The 18533-nt window shown below is 60.2% G+C and carries 14 protein-coding genes and 2 pseudogenes; 10 read left to right on the top strand and 6 right to left on the bottom strand.

Going from position 1 to position 18533, the window contains the following annotated elements; translation table 11 throughout:
- Positions 1–3: 3 nt before the first annotated feature.
- Positions 4–1284: an alpha/beta hydrolase gene (locus AC0L2C_RS21175; RefSeq protein WP_473524377.1), complete on the top strand. Its 1281-nt coding sequence runs from the start codon at positions 4–6 to the stop codon at positions 1282–1284.
- Between the two features lie 70 nt (positions 1285–1354).
- Here AC0L2C_RS21175 and AC0L2C_RS21170 read toward each other — a convergent pair whose 3' ends face one another.
- Entirely contained in the window at positions 1355–1483 is a 129-nt protein-coding gene (locus tag AC0L2C_RS21170) for a mechanosensitive ion channel domain-containing protein (protein WP_473524337.1), read from the bottom strand.
- Between the two features lie 235 nt (positions 1484–1718).
- On the opposite strand from AC0L2C_RS21170, the gene AC0L2C_RS21165 reads away from it, so the two are divergent.
- From AC0L2C_RS21165 to AC0L2C_RS21140, 6 genes are all read left to right on the top strand, one after another.
- A complete protein-coding gene (locus tag AC0L2C_RS21165; protein WP_473524336.1) occupies positions 1719–2594 on the top strand; it encodes a peptidyl-prolyl cis-trans isomerase in 876 nt (291 codons plus the stop codon).
- The gene (locus AC0L2C_RS21160) at positions 2591–3634 is read left to right on the top strand and encodes a HupE/UreJ family protein (protein ID WP_473524335.1); all 1044 of its coding nucleotides are present in this window, start codon (positions 2591–2593) and stop codon (positions 3632–3634) included. Before AC0L2C_RS21165 ends, AC0L2C_RS21160 begins: the two co-directional genes overlap by 4 nt.
- Before the next feature lie 21 nt (positions 3635–3655).
- Positions 3656–4771: a hypothetical protein gene (locus tag AC0L2C_RS21155; protein WP_473524334.1), complete on the top strand. Its 1116-nt coding sequence runs from the start codon at positions 3656–3658 to the stop codon at positions 4769–4771.
- Between the two features lie 54 nt (positions 4772–4825).
- Positions 4826–6781, top strand: coding sequence for a DUF3604 domain-containing protein (locus AC0L2C_RS21150; RefSeq protein WP_473524333.1), 1956 nt, complete (start codon positions 4826–4828; stop codon positions 6779–6781).
- Between the two features lie 916 nt (positions 6782–7697).
- Positions 7698–9254, top strand: coding sequence for a DUF1254 domain-containing protein (locus tag AC0L2C_RS21145; RefSeq protein WP_023801817.1), 1557 nt, complete (start codon positions 7698–7700; stop codon positions 9252–9254).
- Positions 9255–9289: 35 nt separating this feature from the next.
- The gene (locus AC0L2C_RS21140; RefSeq protein ID WP_473524332.1) at positions 9290–9424 is read left to right on the top strand and encodes a HupE/UreJ family protein; all 135 of its coding nucleotides are present in this window, start codon (positions 9290–9292) and stop codon (positions 9422–9424) included.
- 218 nt (positions 9425–9642) lie between these two features.
- Here AC0L2C_RS21140 and AC0L2C_RS21135 read toward each other — a convergent pair.
- From AC0L2C_RS21135 to AC0L2C_RS21115, 5 genes and pseudogenes are all read right to left on the bottom strand, one after another.
- Positions 9643–10356 (bottom strand): annotated as a pseudogene (locus AC0L2C_RS21135) (mechanosensitive ion channel family protein); the annotation flags it as partial.
- Positions 10357–10798: 442 nt separating this feature from the next.
- Positions 10799–11326, bottom strand: coding sequence for a hypothetical protein (locus AC0L2C_RS21130; protein ID WP_353836000.1), 528 nt, complete (start codon positions 11324–11326; stop codon positions 10799–10801).
- A 94-nt stretch (positions 11327–11420) separates the two neighbouring features.
- Positions 11421–11861 carry a hypothetical protein gene (locus tag AC0L2C_RS21125; RefSeq protein ID WP_287290416.1) on the bottom strand — a complete coding sequence of 147 codons (441 nt, stop codon included), beginning with the start codon at positions 11859–11861 and terminating at the stop codon, positions 11421–11423.
- Between the two features lie 175 nt (positions 11862–12036).
- Positions 12037–14112, bottom strand: coding sequence for a mechanosensitive ion channel domain-containing protein (locus tag AC0L2C_RS21120; protein WP_473524331.1), 2076 nt, complete (start codon positions 14110–14112; stop codon positions 12037–12039).
- Between the two features lie 145 nt (positions 14113–14257).
- A pseudogene (locus tag AC0L2C_RS21115) lies at positions 14258–14523 on the bottom strand (hypothetical protein); the annotation flags it as partial.
- 635 nt (positions 14524–15158) lie between these two features.
- On the opposite strand from AC0L2C_RS21115, the gene AC0L2C_RS21110 reads away from it, so the two are divergent.
- The 3 genes from AC0L2C_RS21110 (at position 15159) to AC0L2C_RS21100 (ending at position 18519) form a co-directional block, all read left to right on the top strand.
- Positions 15159–16796: an arylsulfatase gene (locus tag AC0L2C_RS21110; RefSeq protein WP_473524330.1), complete on the top strand. Its 1638-nt coding sequence runs from the start codon at positions 15159–15161 to the stop codon at positions 16794–16796.
- Between the two features lie 72 nt (positions 16797–16868).
- Complete coding sequence (locus AC0L2C_RS21105) at positions 16869–17456, top strand: hypothetical protein (protein WP_287241510.1); 588 nt, start codon at positions 16869–16871, stop codon at positions 17454–17456.
- Positions 17457–17511: 55 nt separating this feature from the next.
- Positions 17512–18519 carry an HAD family hydrolase gene (locus AC0L2C_RS21100; RefSeq protein ID WP_473524329.1) on the top strand — a complete coding sequence of 336 codons (1008 nt, stop codon included), beginning with the start codon at positions 17512–17514 and terminating at the stop codon, positions 18517–18519.
- Positions 18520–18533: the final 14 nt, after the last annotated feature.

The raw sequence follows: 18533 nt of genomic DNA, 5'->3' as shown, positions 1-18533 counted from the left end.
AGCCTGTCCAAAGTCAGGCGTATCAGCGACGTCTTGTTGGCGTCGGCGTTGGCTGGCCTGCTGTTGGGGTGCGCGTCCCGTCCGACGAATGTGCTGCTGCCCGTGGCCGATACCTCGCCTTCCTCCAGCAAGGTGGAGATGCTGGTCACAACGACACGCAGTCGTTCCTCCAATCCGGCACAAATGTTTACGGGCGAGCGCGGACTGGCTCCCTCGTTCGCGGAGATTACGGTGTCGATCCCTCCGGCATCGGTCCGCAAGGTTGGAGAGGTCGCATGGCCCAAGAAGCTGCCGTCAAACCCGGCGACCGATTTCGCCGTCGTGCAGGCCCAGGAATTGACGCTCGAGACAGCGAAGGCGTGGCTTAGCGCCTCTGTCAGGAAGAGCCCGGATCACAGTGCCCTCGTCTTTATTCACGGATTCAACAATCGCTTTGAAGACGCGGTCTATCGCTTTGCGCAGATCGCAAAGGACACGGACACGCAGAGCGTCCCGATCCTGGTCACCTGGCCCTCCCGAGGCAGTGCGCTGGCGTATGGCTACGATCGTGAAAGCACCAACTACACGCGAAATGCGCTTGAACTGCTGTTCCAATACCTTGCACGCGATCCCCAGATAAAGGAAGTTTCGATCCTCGCCCATTCGATGGGCAACTGGCTTGCGCTGGAAGGCTTGCGCCAGATGGCCATCCGCAATGGCGGCCTTCCGAAAAAGTTCAAGAACGTCATGCTGGCAGCGCCAGACGTCGACGTCGATGTGTTTCGCACACAGATTGCCGACATGGGCAAACAGCACCCGCAGTTCACCCTCTTTGTCTCGCAGGACGATCGCGCGCTCAAAGTTTCGCGACGGGTCTGGGGCGATATCCCCCGGCTCGGATCGATTGATCCGGAACAAGCTCCATACAAGGAAGATCTCGCCAGCAACAACATAACCGTCATCGATCTGACGAAAGTCAAATCCGGAGATCCTTTGCATCACGGCAAGTTCGCCTCGTCACCGCAGGTCGTGCAACTGATTGGGGCGCGTATGGCCGGCGGCCAGACGTTGACCGACAACAGGATAGGCCTCGGCGACACGATCATTCACGCAACGACCGGTGTGGCGGCAGCGGCGGGCAGCGCGGCAGGGTTGGTGATTGCCGCACCCGTTGCAGCCGTCGATCAAAACAGCAGAGAAAATTTGGGCAATCACATCGGCGCCTTGACGGGTTCCCAAACCAGCCAGAAATCGGGTGGTGGCAAGAAATGCGTTGGCTCCGCCACAAAAGATTGCAAGAAATAGCCCCTCGGTTGGCCTGCGCGGAGTAATTTCGAGGTTCGTCTCCGGCCCTAAGTGGCTCGGCAAAACTGTGCTACGAACCGCTCGAAGTGCACAGTGTCACTGATCGTATCGAAATCTTCTCCACGGTCCCTTTGGTGCCGGATGTTTTGATGAATTCGCCGGAGCGAGAGCATCGTCGTGCGACGTAACCGGCTCGCAATCGATGCTCACCGTAATTTTGGCACGACTCCTCACACGCTCAGCAGCGGCTTTGTTGTTGCCCTGTTACGTGCTTGCCCACGTAAATTACATTCCGCCCCGGATCTTTGGGGCCTACCATCCATGCAGGAGCGAAAGAAGTAGTCTTCGAAGTATCACATTCGAATGGCTCTGATGCGAGATGCTGTCGTCTTGGACCGAACCATGGATGCGACAGCGGGGGCGCAGGAAAGCGTATGATATTGCTCAGGGAGCCTCTGCTGCATTTTGCTGTCGTCGGTGCGATCCTGTTTGGCGGCTATTCCTGGCTGAACGACAGGCGCATCGAAGCCACAGCCGCCGAGCCGATCCGGATCGGTGAAGGCGATGTGCGCTGGCTCGAGCAGACTTGGTCGAGCCAATGGCTGCGTGAGCCAACCGCCGATGAGCTCAAGGGTCTTGTCGACGATCTGCTGAATGAGAAAGTGATGGCGCGCGAGGCGCGGGAGATGGGCCTCGATAAGGACGACACCATCATCCGCCGCCGCCTGGCGCAAAAGCTGAAATTCCTTGTCGAGGACACGGCCAAGCTTGCCGAGCCGACCGAAGCGGAATTGCGGCAGTTCCATGCCGCCAACCCTGCACACTTCGAGACGCCTGGAAAACTCTCGTTCCGACAGGTCTACTTCAACCCGAAGCATCGCAAGGATGCCGCGGCGGACGCGGCCGCCGCGCTGGGTGTGCTGTCAGCGAATACAGAGGACGGTTCGACCGCGGGCGACCGGCTGCTGTTCGGCGACAGCTTCGCCGATACCGACGAGTTGGCGCTGTCCGGAATGTTCGGTGCCGATTTTGCGCGCGCCGTGTTTGCACTCGAAGCCGGCGGATGGCAGGGACCGATGAAATCCGGCTATGGCTTTCATCTGGTGCTCGTCACGCAGCATACGGCGACGGCGCTGAAGCCCTTCGAGACGGTCAGGGATGCGGTCCTTTCTGAGTGGCGCTCTGCGAAGCAGACCGGGTTCAGCCGCGATTATCTGATCGCGCTGCGCAACAAGTATGGCGTCGAGCTGGACGACACCACGAAAGCGGTATTGGGGCCCGAGCCCGCACCGAAAGTGGCCACTCAATGAACCCGCTGGCCAAATGGTCTGCACTCGTCCGAGGTGCCCGCGCCGCGACGGAGTGCGTTCGGCTGGTCGTGCTGACAGCGGCCATCGCCATGCTGTTCTCGGAGGTTGCCTCGGCGCACGAGGTGCGCCCAGCCTACCTCAGCGTTCAGGAAGAAGCGCCGAACGCGTTCAGCGTGCTGTTCAAGACACCGATGCAGGGTGACGCGCGTCTGGCGCTGTCGGCAGCATTCTCGGGCAAGGTCGAGAACCTCACGCCGGTCGTCTCGCGCCCGACCGGCGACGCAATGGTGCAGACCTGGCAGATGCGCGCGGTCGAGCCGTTGGAAGGCCAGGTAGTATCGATTGACGGCCTGCAAAACACGATGACCGATGCGCTCGTGCGCATCGAGTTCGCCAGCGGCGACGTGTGGATCGAGCGGCTGACGCCCGGCGACCCGGAAGCGATGATCCCTGCAACTCCAAGCCGCTGGTTTACGGCCGCCACTTATTTCAAACTTGGCGTCGAGCACATCCTGTCAGGCTTCGATCATCTGCTTTTCGTGCTTGCCCTGCTCATCATCACCGAGGGCTCGTGGCGGCTCGTCAAGACGGTCACCGCCTTTACCGTTGCGCACAGCATCACGCTGGCGCTGGCGACGCTCGGCTTTGTTAACGTACCCTCGCCGCCGGTCGAGGCGGTGATTGCGTTGTCGATCGCGTTCGTCGCAGTCGAGATCGTCCACGTACGGCAGGGGCGCAGAAGTTTAGCCGCTCGAGCACCCTGGCTGGTAGCATTTGCATTCGGGCTTCTCCATGGCTTCGGTTTTGCCGGCGCCCTTAGCGAGATTGGACTGCCGGCGGGACAGATTCCCGTTGCGCTACTGTTCTTCAACCTCGGAGTGGAAGTCGGACAGCTTCTTATTGTCGGAGCCGTACTTGCGCTGGTCGCACTGATCCGGGTCCGCAGGCGATCGCTGCCGGCCTGGCTGGATCTCGTGCCGCCATACGCTATCGGCACGATTGCAATGTTCTGGGTGATCGAACGTGTGGCGACCTTTTGAGATTGTCGGGAAGGGCGGCATATGAACACCTCGCGCAGGGATCGGCGAACCGGGCTGACAAGCGCAGCACTGGCATCGCTGATGTGCATGATTGCCGCGGCGTTCCTACTGACCGCGACGCCGGCACATGCCTGTGTGCTCTGTATGCCCTATCCCAAGGTGACGAATGCCGACCAGGTCGTCGGGAGCGGCACGGCGGTCTTCGCGCGCGAGAATCCGACAAGGCCTTTCTCCTACGCAGTGCTGGAAACATTCAAGGGACGTTACGACGGCAGCGCCATCCCTCTGTTCCTCGATTCGACGACGGCGCGCGCCCTCCAGCTGCATCCGGCTCTCCAGGTTATTCTTGTCCAGAACGGTCCCGGCGGGGCCTGGAGGGCGCTTGGCATGGCGGGGCGCGAGTATCAAAGTGTAATGCGCCAGGTGGCTCAGTGGGACAAGAGCTCGAAGACGCTGGCCGAACGCGCGGTGTTCTTCGCCACTTACCTCCGGCACGAAGATCGCAGGCTCGCCGAACTGGCCTTCCTCGAGGTCGCGCGCGCGCCTTACGCAACGCTGCGCGATCTCAAGACAAGCGTTGCGCGTGACGACATCTATCGAATCGTCAACGACTTGTTTCATGTCGAATGGCGTGGGCTCTACATCCTCATGCTGGGCATGTCGGACCGCCCGGACGACATCGCCTTCGTTCGCGGAAAACTGAAGACCGCGGCGGAGTATGGGCTGACGATCAGCCTCGGTGCCTATGCCACTGCGCTTATTGAAATGACGGGCGCGGACGGGGTGACGCAGCTTGCGGAAGAATACTTCGTCGAGCCGGGCCGAAGTCATGCAGAGCTGCTCGAAATCGTGAGAGCATTGTCGGTGCAGGGGACGGGCGGGGCAGTCGAACTGCGATCCGCGATCATCGAAGCTTACGGTCGGCTGCTCGCGCATCACCCCGAGCTTGCCGGGAATGTCGCAAATGACCTGTCCGATTGGAAAGTGGTTCGTTTCGTCCCCCGGCTGCGTGAAATCCTGAATGCGGGCGTTGGCCTGGACGAAGCATCGCATTTCGCGATCGCTATGTACCTTTCAAGCGCTGATGAAGGCGCGAGTTCCAAGGCCGTGTTCACGCGGTCCGGTGGTCTCCGATGACCAGTTTTCCAGGGGATGATTGGCTTGGGCATGCACCACAGTTGGAGGAGGACTATGATGAGAACGTTCGGACTTTTGCAGTTTGTTTCGGTCGCCGCTCTTGGAACAGCAAGCCTGACAGGCGCGCTGCCCGCTGCGGCGCAGGATACCCTGCTGGATTCCGGTTCCTTGGACAAGGGAACCGCCGACCAGCTCTATCCGGCCAAACGGCCCTATTCTCCCTGGGCCGGGCGCAACTTCCCGACGAGGCCGCTGTTCGGCGACACCCACACCCACACATCCTTCTCCTTCGATGCCGGCGCCTTCGGTGCGCGCCTTGGACCGCGCGATGCCTATCGCTTCGGCAAAGGTGAGGAGGTGATGGCATCCTCCGGGCAATTGGTGAAACTGTCGCGGCCGCTCGATTTCCTGGTCGTCACCGACCATTCCGACAATATGGGCTTCTTCAACGACCTGTTGGCCGGCAAGCCTGATATCGTGGCGGACCCCAAGGGACGACGGTGGTACGACATGATCCAGTCCGGCCAGGGCGCCGCTGCCGCGATCGAGCTCATCACTGCTTTCGGTGCAGGGGAGCTCACCGGGCCGCTGCTTTATTCGCCCGACTCCGCCCCCTATCGCTCGGCATGGCAGGAGACTATCGACGCGGCGGAGGAGGCGAACGATCCAGGCCGCTTCACGGCGGTCATTGGCTACGAGTGGACCTCCAACACGAGCGGCAACAACCTGCATCGCAACGTCATTTTCCGCGACAATGGCGATCTCGCCCGCCAGATCGTGCCTTTCACCGTGCTCGCACCGGGCAGCGACAATCCGCGCGACCTATGGAAGTGGATGGCGGCCTATGAGGAGAAAACCGGCGGCGACGTGCTCGCCATCGCCCATAATGGCAACCTTTCCAATGGCCGCATGTTCCCGATGATCGAGCCGGGCGTCGACAAGCCAATAGACCGCGAATATGCGGAGACGCGCGCCAAGTGGGAGCGTCTCTACGAGGCGACACAGATCAAGGGCGACGGCGAAACGCACCCCTTCCTGTCGCCAAATGACGAATTCGCCAACTTCGAGCGCTGGGACAAGGGCAATCTCGACCTGACCGTCGTAAAGACGCCCGATATGCTGGAGTTCGAATATGCGCGCTCGGCCCTGAAGAACGGGCTCAAGCTGGAGCAGGAACTCGGGGTGAACCCCTACAAGTTCGGCATGGTCGGCTCGACCGACGCGCATACCGGGCTTGCCGCTGTCGAGGAGGACAATTTTTTCGGCAAGACATCCAGCAGCGAGCCGGGGCCGGGCCGCGCCACACACCCGTTCGTCAAGACCGAGAAGGCGACCATTATGGGCTGGGAGCAGACCGCTTCCGGCTACGCGGCGGTCTGGGCGACCGAGAACACCCGCGAGGCGATCTTCGACGCGATGGCACGCCGGGAGACTTATGCCACGACCGGATCGCGGATGCTGGTTCGCCTGTTTGGCGGCTTCGATTTCGTCGCCGCGGATGCCGATACCCGTAGTCCGGCGCTGGCCGGCTATACCAAGGGCGTGCCGATGGGCGGCGATCTCACAGCCGCGCCGGAAGGCAAGGCGCCGACCTTCCTGGTTGCAGCGCTGAAGGATCCGATCGGCGCAAACCTCGATCGCTACCAGATCGTCAAGGGATGGCTCGATGCTGCGGGCGAAGTGCAGGAAAAGGTCTATGATGTTGCGTGGTCGGGCGACCGCAAGCCGGGCGCTGACGGCAAGATGCCTTCGGTCGGGAGCACTGTCGATGTCGCCGACGCCACCTGGACCAACACGATAGGCGCGCCGGAACTGGTCGCCGTCTGGGTTGATCCCGAGTTCGATCCGGCCCAGCGGGCGTTCTATTACGGCCGCGTGCTGGAAATCCCGACGCCGCGCTGGACGGCCTACGACGCCAAATATTTCGGCGTAAAAATGCCGCCGGAAGCGACGATGGAGATGCAGGAGCGCGCGTACACCTCGCCGATCTGGTACAATCCGGCTGGCTAAAGGAAACGCCGGATTTTGCTTGGCTGGTGTTGGGGCAGGCGGATCGTGCGCCGCCTGCCAAGACAAGAAGGCTCAAACACGGCTTTGGTTCAAATGATGGCTTGGCTTCGAGAGCAGCTTTCGCGCCAGGCGACCTTGTTAATCTTGCGACATTGTCATCCGTGACCGACGCTGTGATCTCCGCGAAGGTTGACGTCATCCCGCGTCCCGCCGAACATCTTGCCTGGCCCTGGAGGCTCTCGCCGCCAGTTGTCGCGACGGCTCTCGCCCTGAATTCTTTGCTGATAGAGCGGACATTTCGGCGTGCAGAGCGCACACATTTGCGGGGATCTAACTCCACCGCGTGCCGGGCGATGGCCAGGGCACGACCGACCGCCGACGACGAGGCGGAGGCAGCCGGAAAGCGTGAATCGGACTTCGTCGATGGTGATTTGAGCCAGCAGGGCCCAGGCAGTCGCATAGTTAGGAAATCGCCCGACCATCCAAGGCAAACGCGTGCTCCAGCGCTGGCCTTGGGAACGAGGCCCACCGGTATGCCGTCCGCGATCCGGTGGACTTGGGCACGACAGTCTTTCCGCGCAGGGGATTGAACTTCCTTACTGCAGAGGCATCCGCCCGGATCACCGTACCCTCGCGTGTTGAGGTTTTCGACCGCCCGCGCCTCGTTTTTTCGTCAATTACGGGTTGGTCCACGTAATTTACATACTGCGGCTAGCACGGCACGAATGCCGAGCCTAAGTTGCTTTGAATAACGTGGCGCAATGCCAGCGAGTATCGGCCAAAAGGCAAGAAAAGCATTTTCAGCGCAGCGCGTCGGTTCCCGATCCGTCGGTTGATGGACCGGACGCTTCTGTTCCCGAAAAAATGAGAAGACCGGCCGCCCCGCGGCCTGAACCGCTGTGAAGGATGAAAAGCCATGAAACACTACCTGAAATTGGCCGGCTCTACTGCGACCGCTGCACGCACGACGAGACTGCTTTGCGCCACCGCCGCGGCGGTACTGATCGGCATGAGCACCGCTTCCGCCGAAGCGCCGAAGATGAAAATGACGACGCCGATACCGGATTCCATCGTCACGCCGGAAAGTGTGGACACCAGGATTGGCAAACTGAATTTTTTCGATGGCTTCCCGGATGACGCCACTTCGGAGAAGATCTACGACAATCTCGATTTCATGCGCGGCGTCGATGCTTTTCTCAACGCCATGCCTGGTGCATCCGTCGAAGCTATGCGGGTTGGATTTGCCAGCCAGGGAGCCGACAACAACCAGACCATCCTGGTGTTCGAAAACCTGGCCGACTCGCATTCGCTGTTCCTGACGGCCAACACCGAAAGCATCTACAATCTCATGTGGCTGGACACCAAGGCTGGCCCGCTGGTCATCGAGACACCGCCCAATATCCTGGGCATGATCGACAACCATTGGTTCCAATATGTCGGCGATGTCGGCAATGCCGGACCGGACAAGGGAAAGGGCGGAAAATACCTGCTTTTGCCGCCGGGTTACCAAGGCGAGATACCCGAAGGCTATTTCGTGTTTAAGACGTCAACCTACGGAAACCTGTTCTTCTGGCGCGGCTTCCTCGAGAACGGCAGTACCGCCACTGCTGTCGAAAACACCAGGAAATTCGCCAAGGTTTATCCTCTTTCGGAAGCTGACAACCCGCCGCCGATGAAGATCATCAATTCTTCCGGCAAGGAGTTCAACACCATCCATGCCAATGATTTTCATTTCTACGAGGAAGTGAACGACATCGTCCAATACGAGCCGGAGGAGTCCTATCACCCGGAAGTGTTGGGACAACTCGCCGCCATCGGCATCGTAAAAGGCAAACCCTTCGCGCCGGACGAGCGGATGAAAAAGATCCTCACCGAAGCCGTAGCCGTCGGCAACGCGACGGCGCGCACCATCACCTTCAAGACCCGCATGAAGGATGCCTACTACTACCCGGACAGTGCCTGGTTCACCGGTTTTGTCGGCGGCAGCTACGAGTTTCTTCTGCAGCCCGGCGTGCGCTATCTGGATGCCCGTGTCCTGTTCCACTACTATGCGACGGGCATCACGCCGGCCATGGCGATAAAGCGCGTCGGCATCGGTTCGCAGTATGCAGGCGCCACGACCGACAAGGACGGCAAGCCGTTCGATGGCGGCAAGACCTATAAGGTGCATCTGCCGCCAAACATTCCGGCAAAGAATTTCTGGTCGTTCGTCTTGTATGACAATCAGACGCGTTCCATGCTGCAGACGGACCAGCAATTCCCTAGCATCGGCAGCGACAAGAAAGACATTGTGATCAACGCGGACTCCTCGGTCGATGTCTGGTTCGGCCCGACGGCGCCGGAAGGCCATGAGGCCAACTGGATCCAGACAGTTCCCGGCAAGGGCTGGAACGTTCTTCTTCGCCTCTATGGTCCGCTGCAGCCATGGTTCGACAAGACCTGGAAGCCGGGCGAGATCGAACTCGTCCCGTGACAAGTGGATACGGTTGGCCATGGGGCGCGGATCCCATGGTCCCGCTGGCGCTCTTCTCATTCAACGTCGGCGTCGAACTTGGCCAGCTGATATTTATTGCCGTCGTGCTGGTCGCCATCCATCTAGTCCAGCGCGTTTATGAATTGCCGCGGCAGGCGGTTGTCGCCTGAGCCTATGTCATCGGGGCGATCGCAGCGTTCTGGAGCATTGACCGCTTTGATTCAATGTTCATGTAGCGGGCGTAGAGCGACCCCATGGGTACAATGAAATCCGAGCAGCGATCCGATCCGCAGGAAGGCTCTGACCCGTGGGTGGATGCTCGCCCCGCTTCATGCCTTTCTCAGAAAGGTCAGGCCGAGTTCGGATGACGTGGACAGACCGCGCAGCTCTATGGCGTGTCCCTCACCGCCTCCAAGGGGGCCTTGCTCTTTTTCAGGGTTTGGGTTGCCTGATGAGCAGCCGCCGCAGTCTCCCCGCCACCCTCGACGTGAACGGTGGGAACCGCGATCTTGATACCGTTTTCCGCGAATGCCGCCTTGATCATCATGAGTGCGCGCCGCTTGATGCCGAATTGGGTCCCGGGCTTCGTCATCAACTTCATCCTCAGAACGATCGCATAGTCCCCGAAACTGTCGATGCCCTGCATCTTGAGCGGTTCGATCGTGTCGGTCGCAAATTCAGGATCGGCTGCCAGTTCCTGGCCGATTTTCTTGATGAGCTTGCGCGCCAGATCCACGTCGGAATCGTAGGTAACGTTGATCATCATCTTGTCGAGCACCCAATCCCTGCTCATGTTCTGGACCGCCCCGAGCTCACCGAATGGGACGGTGTAGACGGGGCCGCGATGATGCCGCAGACGCACCGAACGCATGCTGAAGGATTCGACCGTGCCTTTGTAGCTGCCGCTCTGGATGTATTCACCGACCCGGAAGGCGTCGTCCATCATGTAGAAGACGCCGCTCAGCACATCTTTGACCAGGGTCTGCGAGCCGAAGCCGATGGCGACGCCGAAAATTCCGGCACCCGCAATCAGCGGGAGTATCTTCACGCCGAGCCCGGCGAGGATCGTTAGCACGGTGACCGCCGCTATGAACAAGGCAAGGGGACGCTCGTCAATGTCCCCGGGGCGGCGCATCTCCTACCCTTGGAGCAGCCGGAGGAAGCCGCGTCTCGAATAGTCGATTTCCTCCGAAAACCTGACGGCTAGTGCCATCTACCCTTATGCCGTCGTCCAGTTGCCGGGTGCGTGGCGAGGGTCGCCTGCGCGCTGGCGCTACGGCAGCTTTTGGCGCTTCCTGCCGGTTCTGATCGACGAGGCCGACGACGGCCTTCCACCCTGCGACGCTCAAGACGGCGTTGGAATTGCACCTTTCTTCTGCCCGCAGATCGGCGGACCATGGTGCTCCGCGCCACCCAAGAAATACACCCGCGCCCGGTGCCCAATTAGGCATCGGGTGGAACAGAATTGCCAATTCAATTCTGTGTTTTAAACGCCAACCTCGCGTTCCGGACCCATGAAGGCAAATGAGTGGTCACAGCGGGGGTCACTGCGTGAGGCACTTGCGGCCCATTGCCATTGCCTTGTAAGTCCCCTTCAGATCGACGACAAAGGCCCCCTTGGTTTCCGGAAACACGGTCATTTTATATCTCTTCGCCACGGCGCGCTTGAATTTCGGATCGTCTGTCAATATGTAGCCACCAGAATATCCGCCCTTGAGTTCGCCGCTCGTGCTAGTGGCGACACCCTTAAAGAGTTGGCCGTCGATAGAGACGAAGATATCTGACGTCTTCCCGTTCTGAAGGCCGATGTCCTCCTTGGTGAACACGCCAAGATACCCGACCTCCTGATTTGCGGTAACGCCCATTTGCACCGCACTTGGCCCATCTTGGCGCACGATCAAGCAATCTCCGCGGGTTTGATTGGCATAGACCGTCCAGCCCTCGATGTCGTCCCCGTATCGGACAAGCACATCGCTGGCCTTGGGAAGGGGGTTTTGATCTTGTGCGTAGGCTGCCATCGCAGACGAAAGTGCTACTGACGTTGCCGCGATGAGTGTCATGAATTTTCGCATTGATATTCCCCTTGTGTGCAGGATTGTTTCTGGCTATGGGCGCCCCCATTTCGATTGCTCAGAGGCTGCTATCCTCTTGCGGGGCGAGGCGATATTACGCGCTGTGAGTGACCTTGGCCGATCGGCTCACGTCAGGGAACGTAAATAACTGTAACCTACGGGCTAATGCTGGCCAGCGCACTGCGGACCGTTCAGTCCTCGACGCCATCGACGACGGCATGATGTCCGGTTTGACCCATTGCGGCCGTCCTGAGAGATAGCCGACATCCGGCGAACGACCATCACGCGATAGCCATTGCCCTTTGGTCGGCTTTGGCACGGCCCGAATTCCGTTCTCTCGGAATGCGTTGTGAACCGCTTTCAGTGCCGCCCGGCAGATCGCGAATTGCTTGCCCGGTTTCGCCGTGAACTTTGCCCGAATGACAAGGGTGCCGTCCTCGAGATCGGCAATACCTTTGCTCTTGAAGGGCTCCGATAGATCGGGGGCAAGCTGCGAGACGCCGTTCCAAAGGGGCGATCTTGGTTTTGAAAACACAATCGGTCCCGCCGAATTGTCCTGTCTGCCAGCCGCACTCTAGCCTCGTCTTCGTTCGCCGCGTCGAGGCGACAATCCCACGTCCTGAAATCTGAGCCACGTACACGGTTAACATCGATGCCTTTCTCAGAGAGGTCAGGCCGAGTTCGGATGACGTGGACAGGACCGCGCAGCTCTATGGCGTGTCCCTCACCGCCTCCAAGGGGGCCTTGCTCTTTTTCAGGGTTTGGTTTGCCTGATGAGCAGCGGCCGCAGTCTCCCCGCCACCCTCGACGTGAACGGTGGGAACCGCGATCTTGATACCGTTTTCCGCGAATGCCGCCTTGATCATCATGAGTGCGCGCCGCTTGATGCCGAATTGGGTCCCGGGCTTCGTCATCAACTTCATCCTCAGAACGATCGCATAGTCCCCGAAACTGTCGATGCCCTGCATCTTGAGCGGTTCGATCGTGTCGGTCGCAAATTCAGGATCGGCTGCCAGTTCCTGGCCGATTTTCTTGATGAGCTTGCGCGCCAGATCCACGTCGGAATCGTAGGTAACGTTGATCATCATCTTGTCGAGCACCCAATCCCTGCTCATGTTCTGGACCGCCCCGAGCTCACCGAATGGGACGGTGTAGACGGGGCCGCGATGATGCCGCAGACGCACCGAACGCATGCTGAAGGATTCGACCGTGCCTTTGTAGCTGCCGCTCTGGATGTATTCACCGACCCGGAAGGCGTCGTCCATCATGTAGAAGACGCCGCTCAGCACATCTTTGACCAGGGTCTGCGAGCCGAAGCCGATGGCGACGCCGAAAATTCCGGCACCCGCAATCAGCGGGAGTATCTTCACGCCGAGCCCGGCGAGGATCGTTAGCACGGTGACCGCCGCTATGAACAAGGCAAGGGCGTTGCGGAATATCGGCAACAGCGTGCGCAGCCGGCCGCTGCGGGCCAGCTGGTCGGCGCTGCTCGCATCCGCCGGCGCGAGGTTCATCCGATATTCGATCAAGGCCTTCGACAGTTGCCAGAGCAGGTCGGCGATGAGCAAAATGATGATGCCGTTGAGCAGCCCGGTTATCAGGAAGCCGCCGGTTTCGCTGCCGGCGAGGCTCGCGGCCCTGATCCGCCAGATATAGGCGAGCCACGCCACCGCCGCGGCAATGACCGCCGCCCTGGCGCCCCTGACAATGAGCACGTTGAATACGACGCCCATCGCGCCGCTGCGCTTCGACCTGCCGGCGAAGGCCTGTGCCGCGGCGCCGACCCCGCGCAAGGCTGTCGGCAGCACCAGGGCGAAAATCCCAAGCCACAGGACGCCGAGCAGGCCGGCGACCCAAGCCCCCCAGAGCACGATCAGGAACAAGGTAAGAAACGATTGCTTGACCAGAGAACCTCGCACGTCGGGCCGATGCCAGACAACGTCGATTGCGGTTGCCAGAATGCCAAGCCCGAACAGGAAGGCGGCGAGCTCTGCAGCCTCGGGAGAGAAGCCCAGGCCAGGCATGAGGCTGGCAATCGCCCAGCCGAACAACAGGAACCCGGCCACAAGGCTGACTCGCCACCGCCAGAAACGGGTCGAAGCTTCGCTTTCGAAAAGCGGAGTCGGCCTGTCCGAGGGAGCGCTCGTCGCACCGCCGAACGCAAACAGCAATCGGGCTGCCGCGCGAACGATACGGAACGCTATGAACGCAAGAAGCAGGGTCAGAATGATCCTGCGGAGCAGGGGTGGCCATCCGAGTGCCAAGAACGAACCGGCGCTGGCGAGCGCAAAAGTCAGCAGGGCGACAGTCTCGAAGAGGATCGCTTGTCCGGCGTCTTCCTGAGCAACCGCGCTCCTCGTCCTGGCGAGCGCTCGTCGCACCGCCCACTCGGCTCCGAAACCGACCGCGATCAAGACCGCCAGGATGCCCATGACCAGCCCTGGCCTGCCGGAGTTCACGTCACGCGAGACAATTTTGGCGGCGCGCGACAGTTCTTCCGGCAGGCGCGGGATCGCGGCGCCGAGCGCACCGATACGGGCACGAATACCCGCCTCCAAGCTCAAGATGTCCTCGGAAATGGACAGGCCGGGCTCGTCCGTGGCCGCTGGAATCTTTCCCTCGAGCCACGCCTTTAGTTGCGGATCGGACAAAAGCTCGAGGAACTGCTTTGCCTTTTCGGGCGGAAGGTCTGGGGAGGGCTGTTGAGCTAGCGAAGTTCCCTGCAAGAGCGCTAGCAAGAGCACGACGATAACTGGCAAGAACCCGAGCCGTAGCTTGTAATTCATGAGTGCCTCGAGTTTTGAATGCCGCAGCTGCACATATTGGCTCCTCGCCCTTTTATGGGCAACTGTTCTGGCTGCATGCTACGTCTCCGGGCAGAGTGGCTGCAAGCTAAGGGCGAAGTCAAAATCCATCAGACTCCTTGTGCCACTAAAACCGGACAACGAGTCCCAGAATCGGACCTTGCTGCGACATCGAGGAAACCGTCGTCGTTGCTGTAGTCGACGCCCAATGCCCGGTACCCGATGACCGATGAGACGCGATCGCTGAAACGATAGCCGATCGCCACGGCGACATCCAGTCAATGTCGGCTTCGCCGGCGCCGACGAGCCCCACCGGCCAGAATAGACCTCGGGCCTGACCGAATAGTTTCCGCGACGACCGGCCGTGGCATCCACCCAGGCTGCGCCGTCGCTTCACTGAAGGAGACGTCGGTGTCGACCGTCCACACCCTACTGTCGCGGAATGCCTCATTTGCGGATCGCAAATTCGGCATTTGGCAGGCGTCGCTTGCCGCCGAATATCACTGCTCCCTGCCAGGAGTTTTGCCGTTTGCTGCCATAGCGCCATCCCTTATGCGCTAGAATGCGCATAGTCTTTTTGATGGTGCCAGTATCGGTATGTAAGTTACGCAGTCGGACTGTTGCTTGGTGAAGCTGTATCCGCCGATGGCCGAGGATTGACACGCTTGTGGCAGCGGTCCTCAAAGAACCCGCAATGTCTTCCCGATCCGACCCAAGGCCATTGCGCGGTATATCGGCGCCGGGAATTGGATCTCCCTACTGCCATTTGTCCCATCGAGCTAGCCGTATCCTGGATAGCCCGCTTTCGATGCAACCGAGCGGATTCCGTCCGTAGGTTACCGTTAATTACCTTCCGCCCCGAGCGGCAATAGGCAAACCTCACGAAGGACGACTTTGTCGAAGGCATGGTTGAAGCGTCCTGCCACGAGTTTCGTCTCGTCGACAGAACGCGGAGCATGTTTTTCTCGCCAAGGAACCGAAAACCCGGCTCATTTTGGAAAAGCGGTACAATCAAAGGAGGACGTCAGATGAGTGACAAGCAGGCGAATCCAGACCGACAACCGAACCGGCGCGACATTTTGCTGACCGGAGGATCTGTGCTCGCCATTTCAGCTGTCGCATCCGGAATAGCCACGAGCGCGAAAGCTCAAGCAGCCGGTGCAAAACCCAACATCCTCGTCATTTTCGGCGATGACGTCGGTTATTGGAACCTCAGCGCCTACAACCGGGGCATGATGGGCTATCGCACGCCGAACATCGATCGGATCGCCAAAGAGGGCGCGATCTTCACCGACCACTACGCCCAGCAGTCCTGCACAGCCGGGCGCGCCGCATTCATTACCGGCCAATCCTGCTTCCGCACCGGCCTGCTGAAGGTAGGCCTGCCAGGTGCCAAGGAAGGGCTGTCGGAGAAGGACCCGACACTTGCGGAACTGCTCAAGCCGCAGGGCTATGTTACCGGGCAATTCGGCAAGAACCATCTCGGCGACCGCAACGAGCATCTGCCCACCGTTCACGGCTTCGATGAGTTTTTCGGCAATCTCTATCACCTCAATGCCGAGGACGAGCCTGAGCATCCCGACTACCCGAAGAACCCCGAGTTCAAGGCCAAGTTCGGTCCACGCGGCGTGATGAAATGCAAGGCCAGTGCAACCGACGATCCTACCGAGGATCCGCGGTTCGGGCGGGTGGGTAAACAGGAGATCGAGGACACCGGTCCGCTGACGAAGAAGCGCATGGAAACTGTAGACGAAGAGTTCCTCGGCAGCGCGCTCAACTTCATCGACCGCTCGAACGCCGACGGGAAGCCGTTCTTCTGCTGGTTCAATTCGACCCGGACCCACATCTACACGTTTCTCAAGGAGGCCTCGAAGGGCAAGACCGGCTTGGGCATCTATGCGGACGCCATGGTGGAGATGGACGGCATGGTCGGCCAGCTTCTGGGCAAGCTCGATGACCTCGGCATCGCCGACAACACCATCGTCCTTTGGACGACCGACAACGGCGCGGAGGTTTTCTCGTGGCCGGACGGCGGCACCACGCCCTTCAAAGGCGAGAAGAACACAAACTGGGAAGGTGGCTACCGCGTGCCGTGCATGATGCGCTGGCCCGGCGTCATCAAGCCCGGAACCGAAATCAATCACATAACGTCACATGAAGACTTCGTGCCGACGCTCGTCGCCGCCGCAGGCGAACCGGACGTGACGGCCAAGCTGTTGAAGGGATACGAAGCCGCTGGCAAGAGCTTCAAGGTGCATCTGGATGGCTACAACCAACGCGATGTGCTGGCTGGCGAAGGCGAAGGCAAGCGCCACGAATACTTCTACTGGACCGATGACGGCAATCTCGCCGGCTTGCGTTACGAACGCTGGAAGATGGTCTTCCTCGAGCAGCGCGAGGAGGGGCTTGCCGTGTGGGAGAATCCGCTGATTCCGCTGCGGTTCCCGAAGCTCTTCGACATCAAGGGTGACCCGTTCGAACGGGCGCAGACGGACGCCGGGGAATACGCCAGATGGCGTGTCGAGCACGCCTTCGCGCTCGTGCCGGCGCAGGCTTATGTCGCCAAACACCTGCAGACCTATGTCGAGTTCCCGCCGCGGCAGAGGCCCGGCAGCTTCGCGCTCGACCAGGTCCTGGCGAAACTGCAGGAGGGTGGCAGGAACTGAGTCTTCGCTGTGAACAGGCCGCGCTCGCACTATCGGCAGGCGCGGCCTCCAAGCCAACTCGGAAGCAGATCAATGGCAGTCGCGAACAACAATCCCTCGACCGAGACCATTGCTCAGCGGGCAAAGAACGAGCTGCGCGAGTACGCGCTCCTGTCCTTGTATCTATTCGTCTGCTTTGGTGCGCTCATTCTCTACAAGGCAGCGATCCTTGGCGAGGAGGGCATCAGCTATCTGCCATCAGGCCTGGCGGCCATCAAGGCACTGATCCTGGCAAAGTTCATAATGCTCGGGCAGATGATCCGATTGGGCGACCGGCGTCGAAGCAGGATGGTCTACGTCATAGCCTACAAGGCCCTGCTATACCTGATCCTGCTTCTCGTCCTCTCGGTCATTGAGGAAGTCATCGTCGGGCTGGTTCACGGGCGAACGAGCGCTGCCTCCCTCGCTGAATTCGGAGGAGACAAGCTGCCGCAGACGCTCGCCACAAGCTTGATCATGCTGCTGATACTGATCCCCTATTTGGCGTCCAGGGAAGTCAACGTTGCGCTTGGGGAAGGCAGGCTTTGGACGCTGCTGTTCGACGAACCTCAGTCAGCCGGTTTGGCAGCTGCCGCGAGAGAGTCAGGCCCAACGAACCCGAGCGATCACCTTTCCCGGTAACGCTGTTTGATGATGGCGCTCCCGATGGGCGCTGACCTACAGGAGACATCAACCCATGACCAATCTTGCTTGCGCCGCGAAGCGCTACCTGGTGTCCATCCTCCTGTTATTGGGGGTCGCAGGCTCTGCCACTGCGCAGGGCGCCGATCAGCTGCCTTCCTGGAATGATGTCCAGGCCAAGCAAGCCATCGTCGCCTTCGTCGAACGTGTAACTGCGGAAGGCGCGGCAGACTTCGTGCCCAAAGCAGAGCGTGTCGCCGTCTTCGACAATGACGGCACGCTGTGGGGCGAGCAACCGCTGTACTTCCAGCTCCTGTTCGCAATCGATCGGGTCAAGGCAATGGCGCCGCAGCATCCGGAGTGGAAGGACAAGGAACCATTCGCCTCATTGCTGAAAGGGGACATCAAGACTGCGCTTTCCGGTGGCGAGCCAGCGATCATGGACATCGTCATGACCACGCACTCAGGTATGACAACGGTGGAATTCGACCAGATCGTTCGCGAATGGATTACCACCGCCAAACACCCGAAGACTGGCCGGCTCTACACCGAGATGGTCTACCAGCCGATGCTGGAGCTGTTCGCCTATCTTCGCGCCAACGGTTTCAAGACTTTCATCGTCTCCGGCGGCGGCATCGATTTCATGCGTCCATGGACGGAGAAGGTCTATGGCATACCGCCCGAGCAGGTCGTCGGCAGCAGTGGCAAGACCAAGTTCGAGATGCGCGACGGAACGCCGGTGCTGATGCGGTTGCCGGAAATCAACTTCATTGATGACAAGGCGGGCAAGCCTGTCGGCATCCACCAGCACATCGGTCGCCGGCCAATCGCGGCGTTTGGCAATTCGGACGGCGACCTGCAGATGCTGCAATGGACATGCTCGGGACCTGGCCCGCACTTTTGCCTTTACGTGCACCACACCGACGCGGAGCGCGAATGGGCCTACGACCGCCAGTCGCACATCGGCCGTCTGGACAAGGGTCTCGACGCTGCAGCCGATTCTGGTTGGACGGTTGTCGATATGAAGAAGGATTGGAACCGGGTGTTCGCCTTCGAGAAGTAAGGAGTCGGAGCAAG

It is taken from the genome of Mesorhizobium sp. WSM4845 (assembly GCF_055811455.1).
The sequence above is the reverse complement of the archived record's forward strand: the minus strand, read 5'-3'. Positions and strand labels throughout refer to the sequence as shown.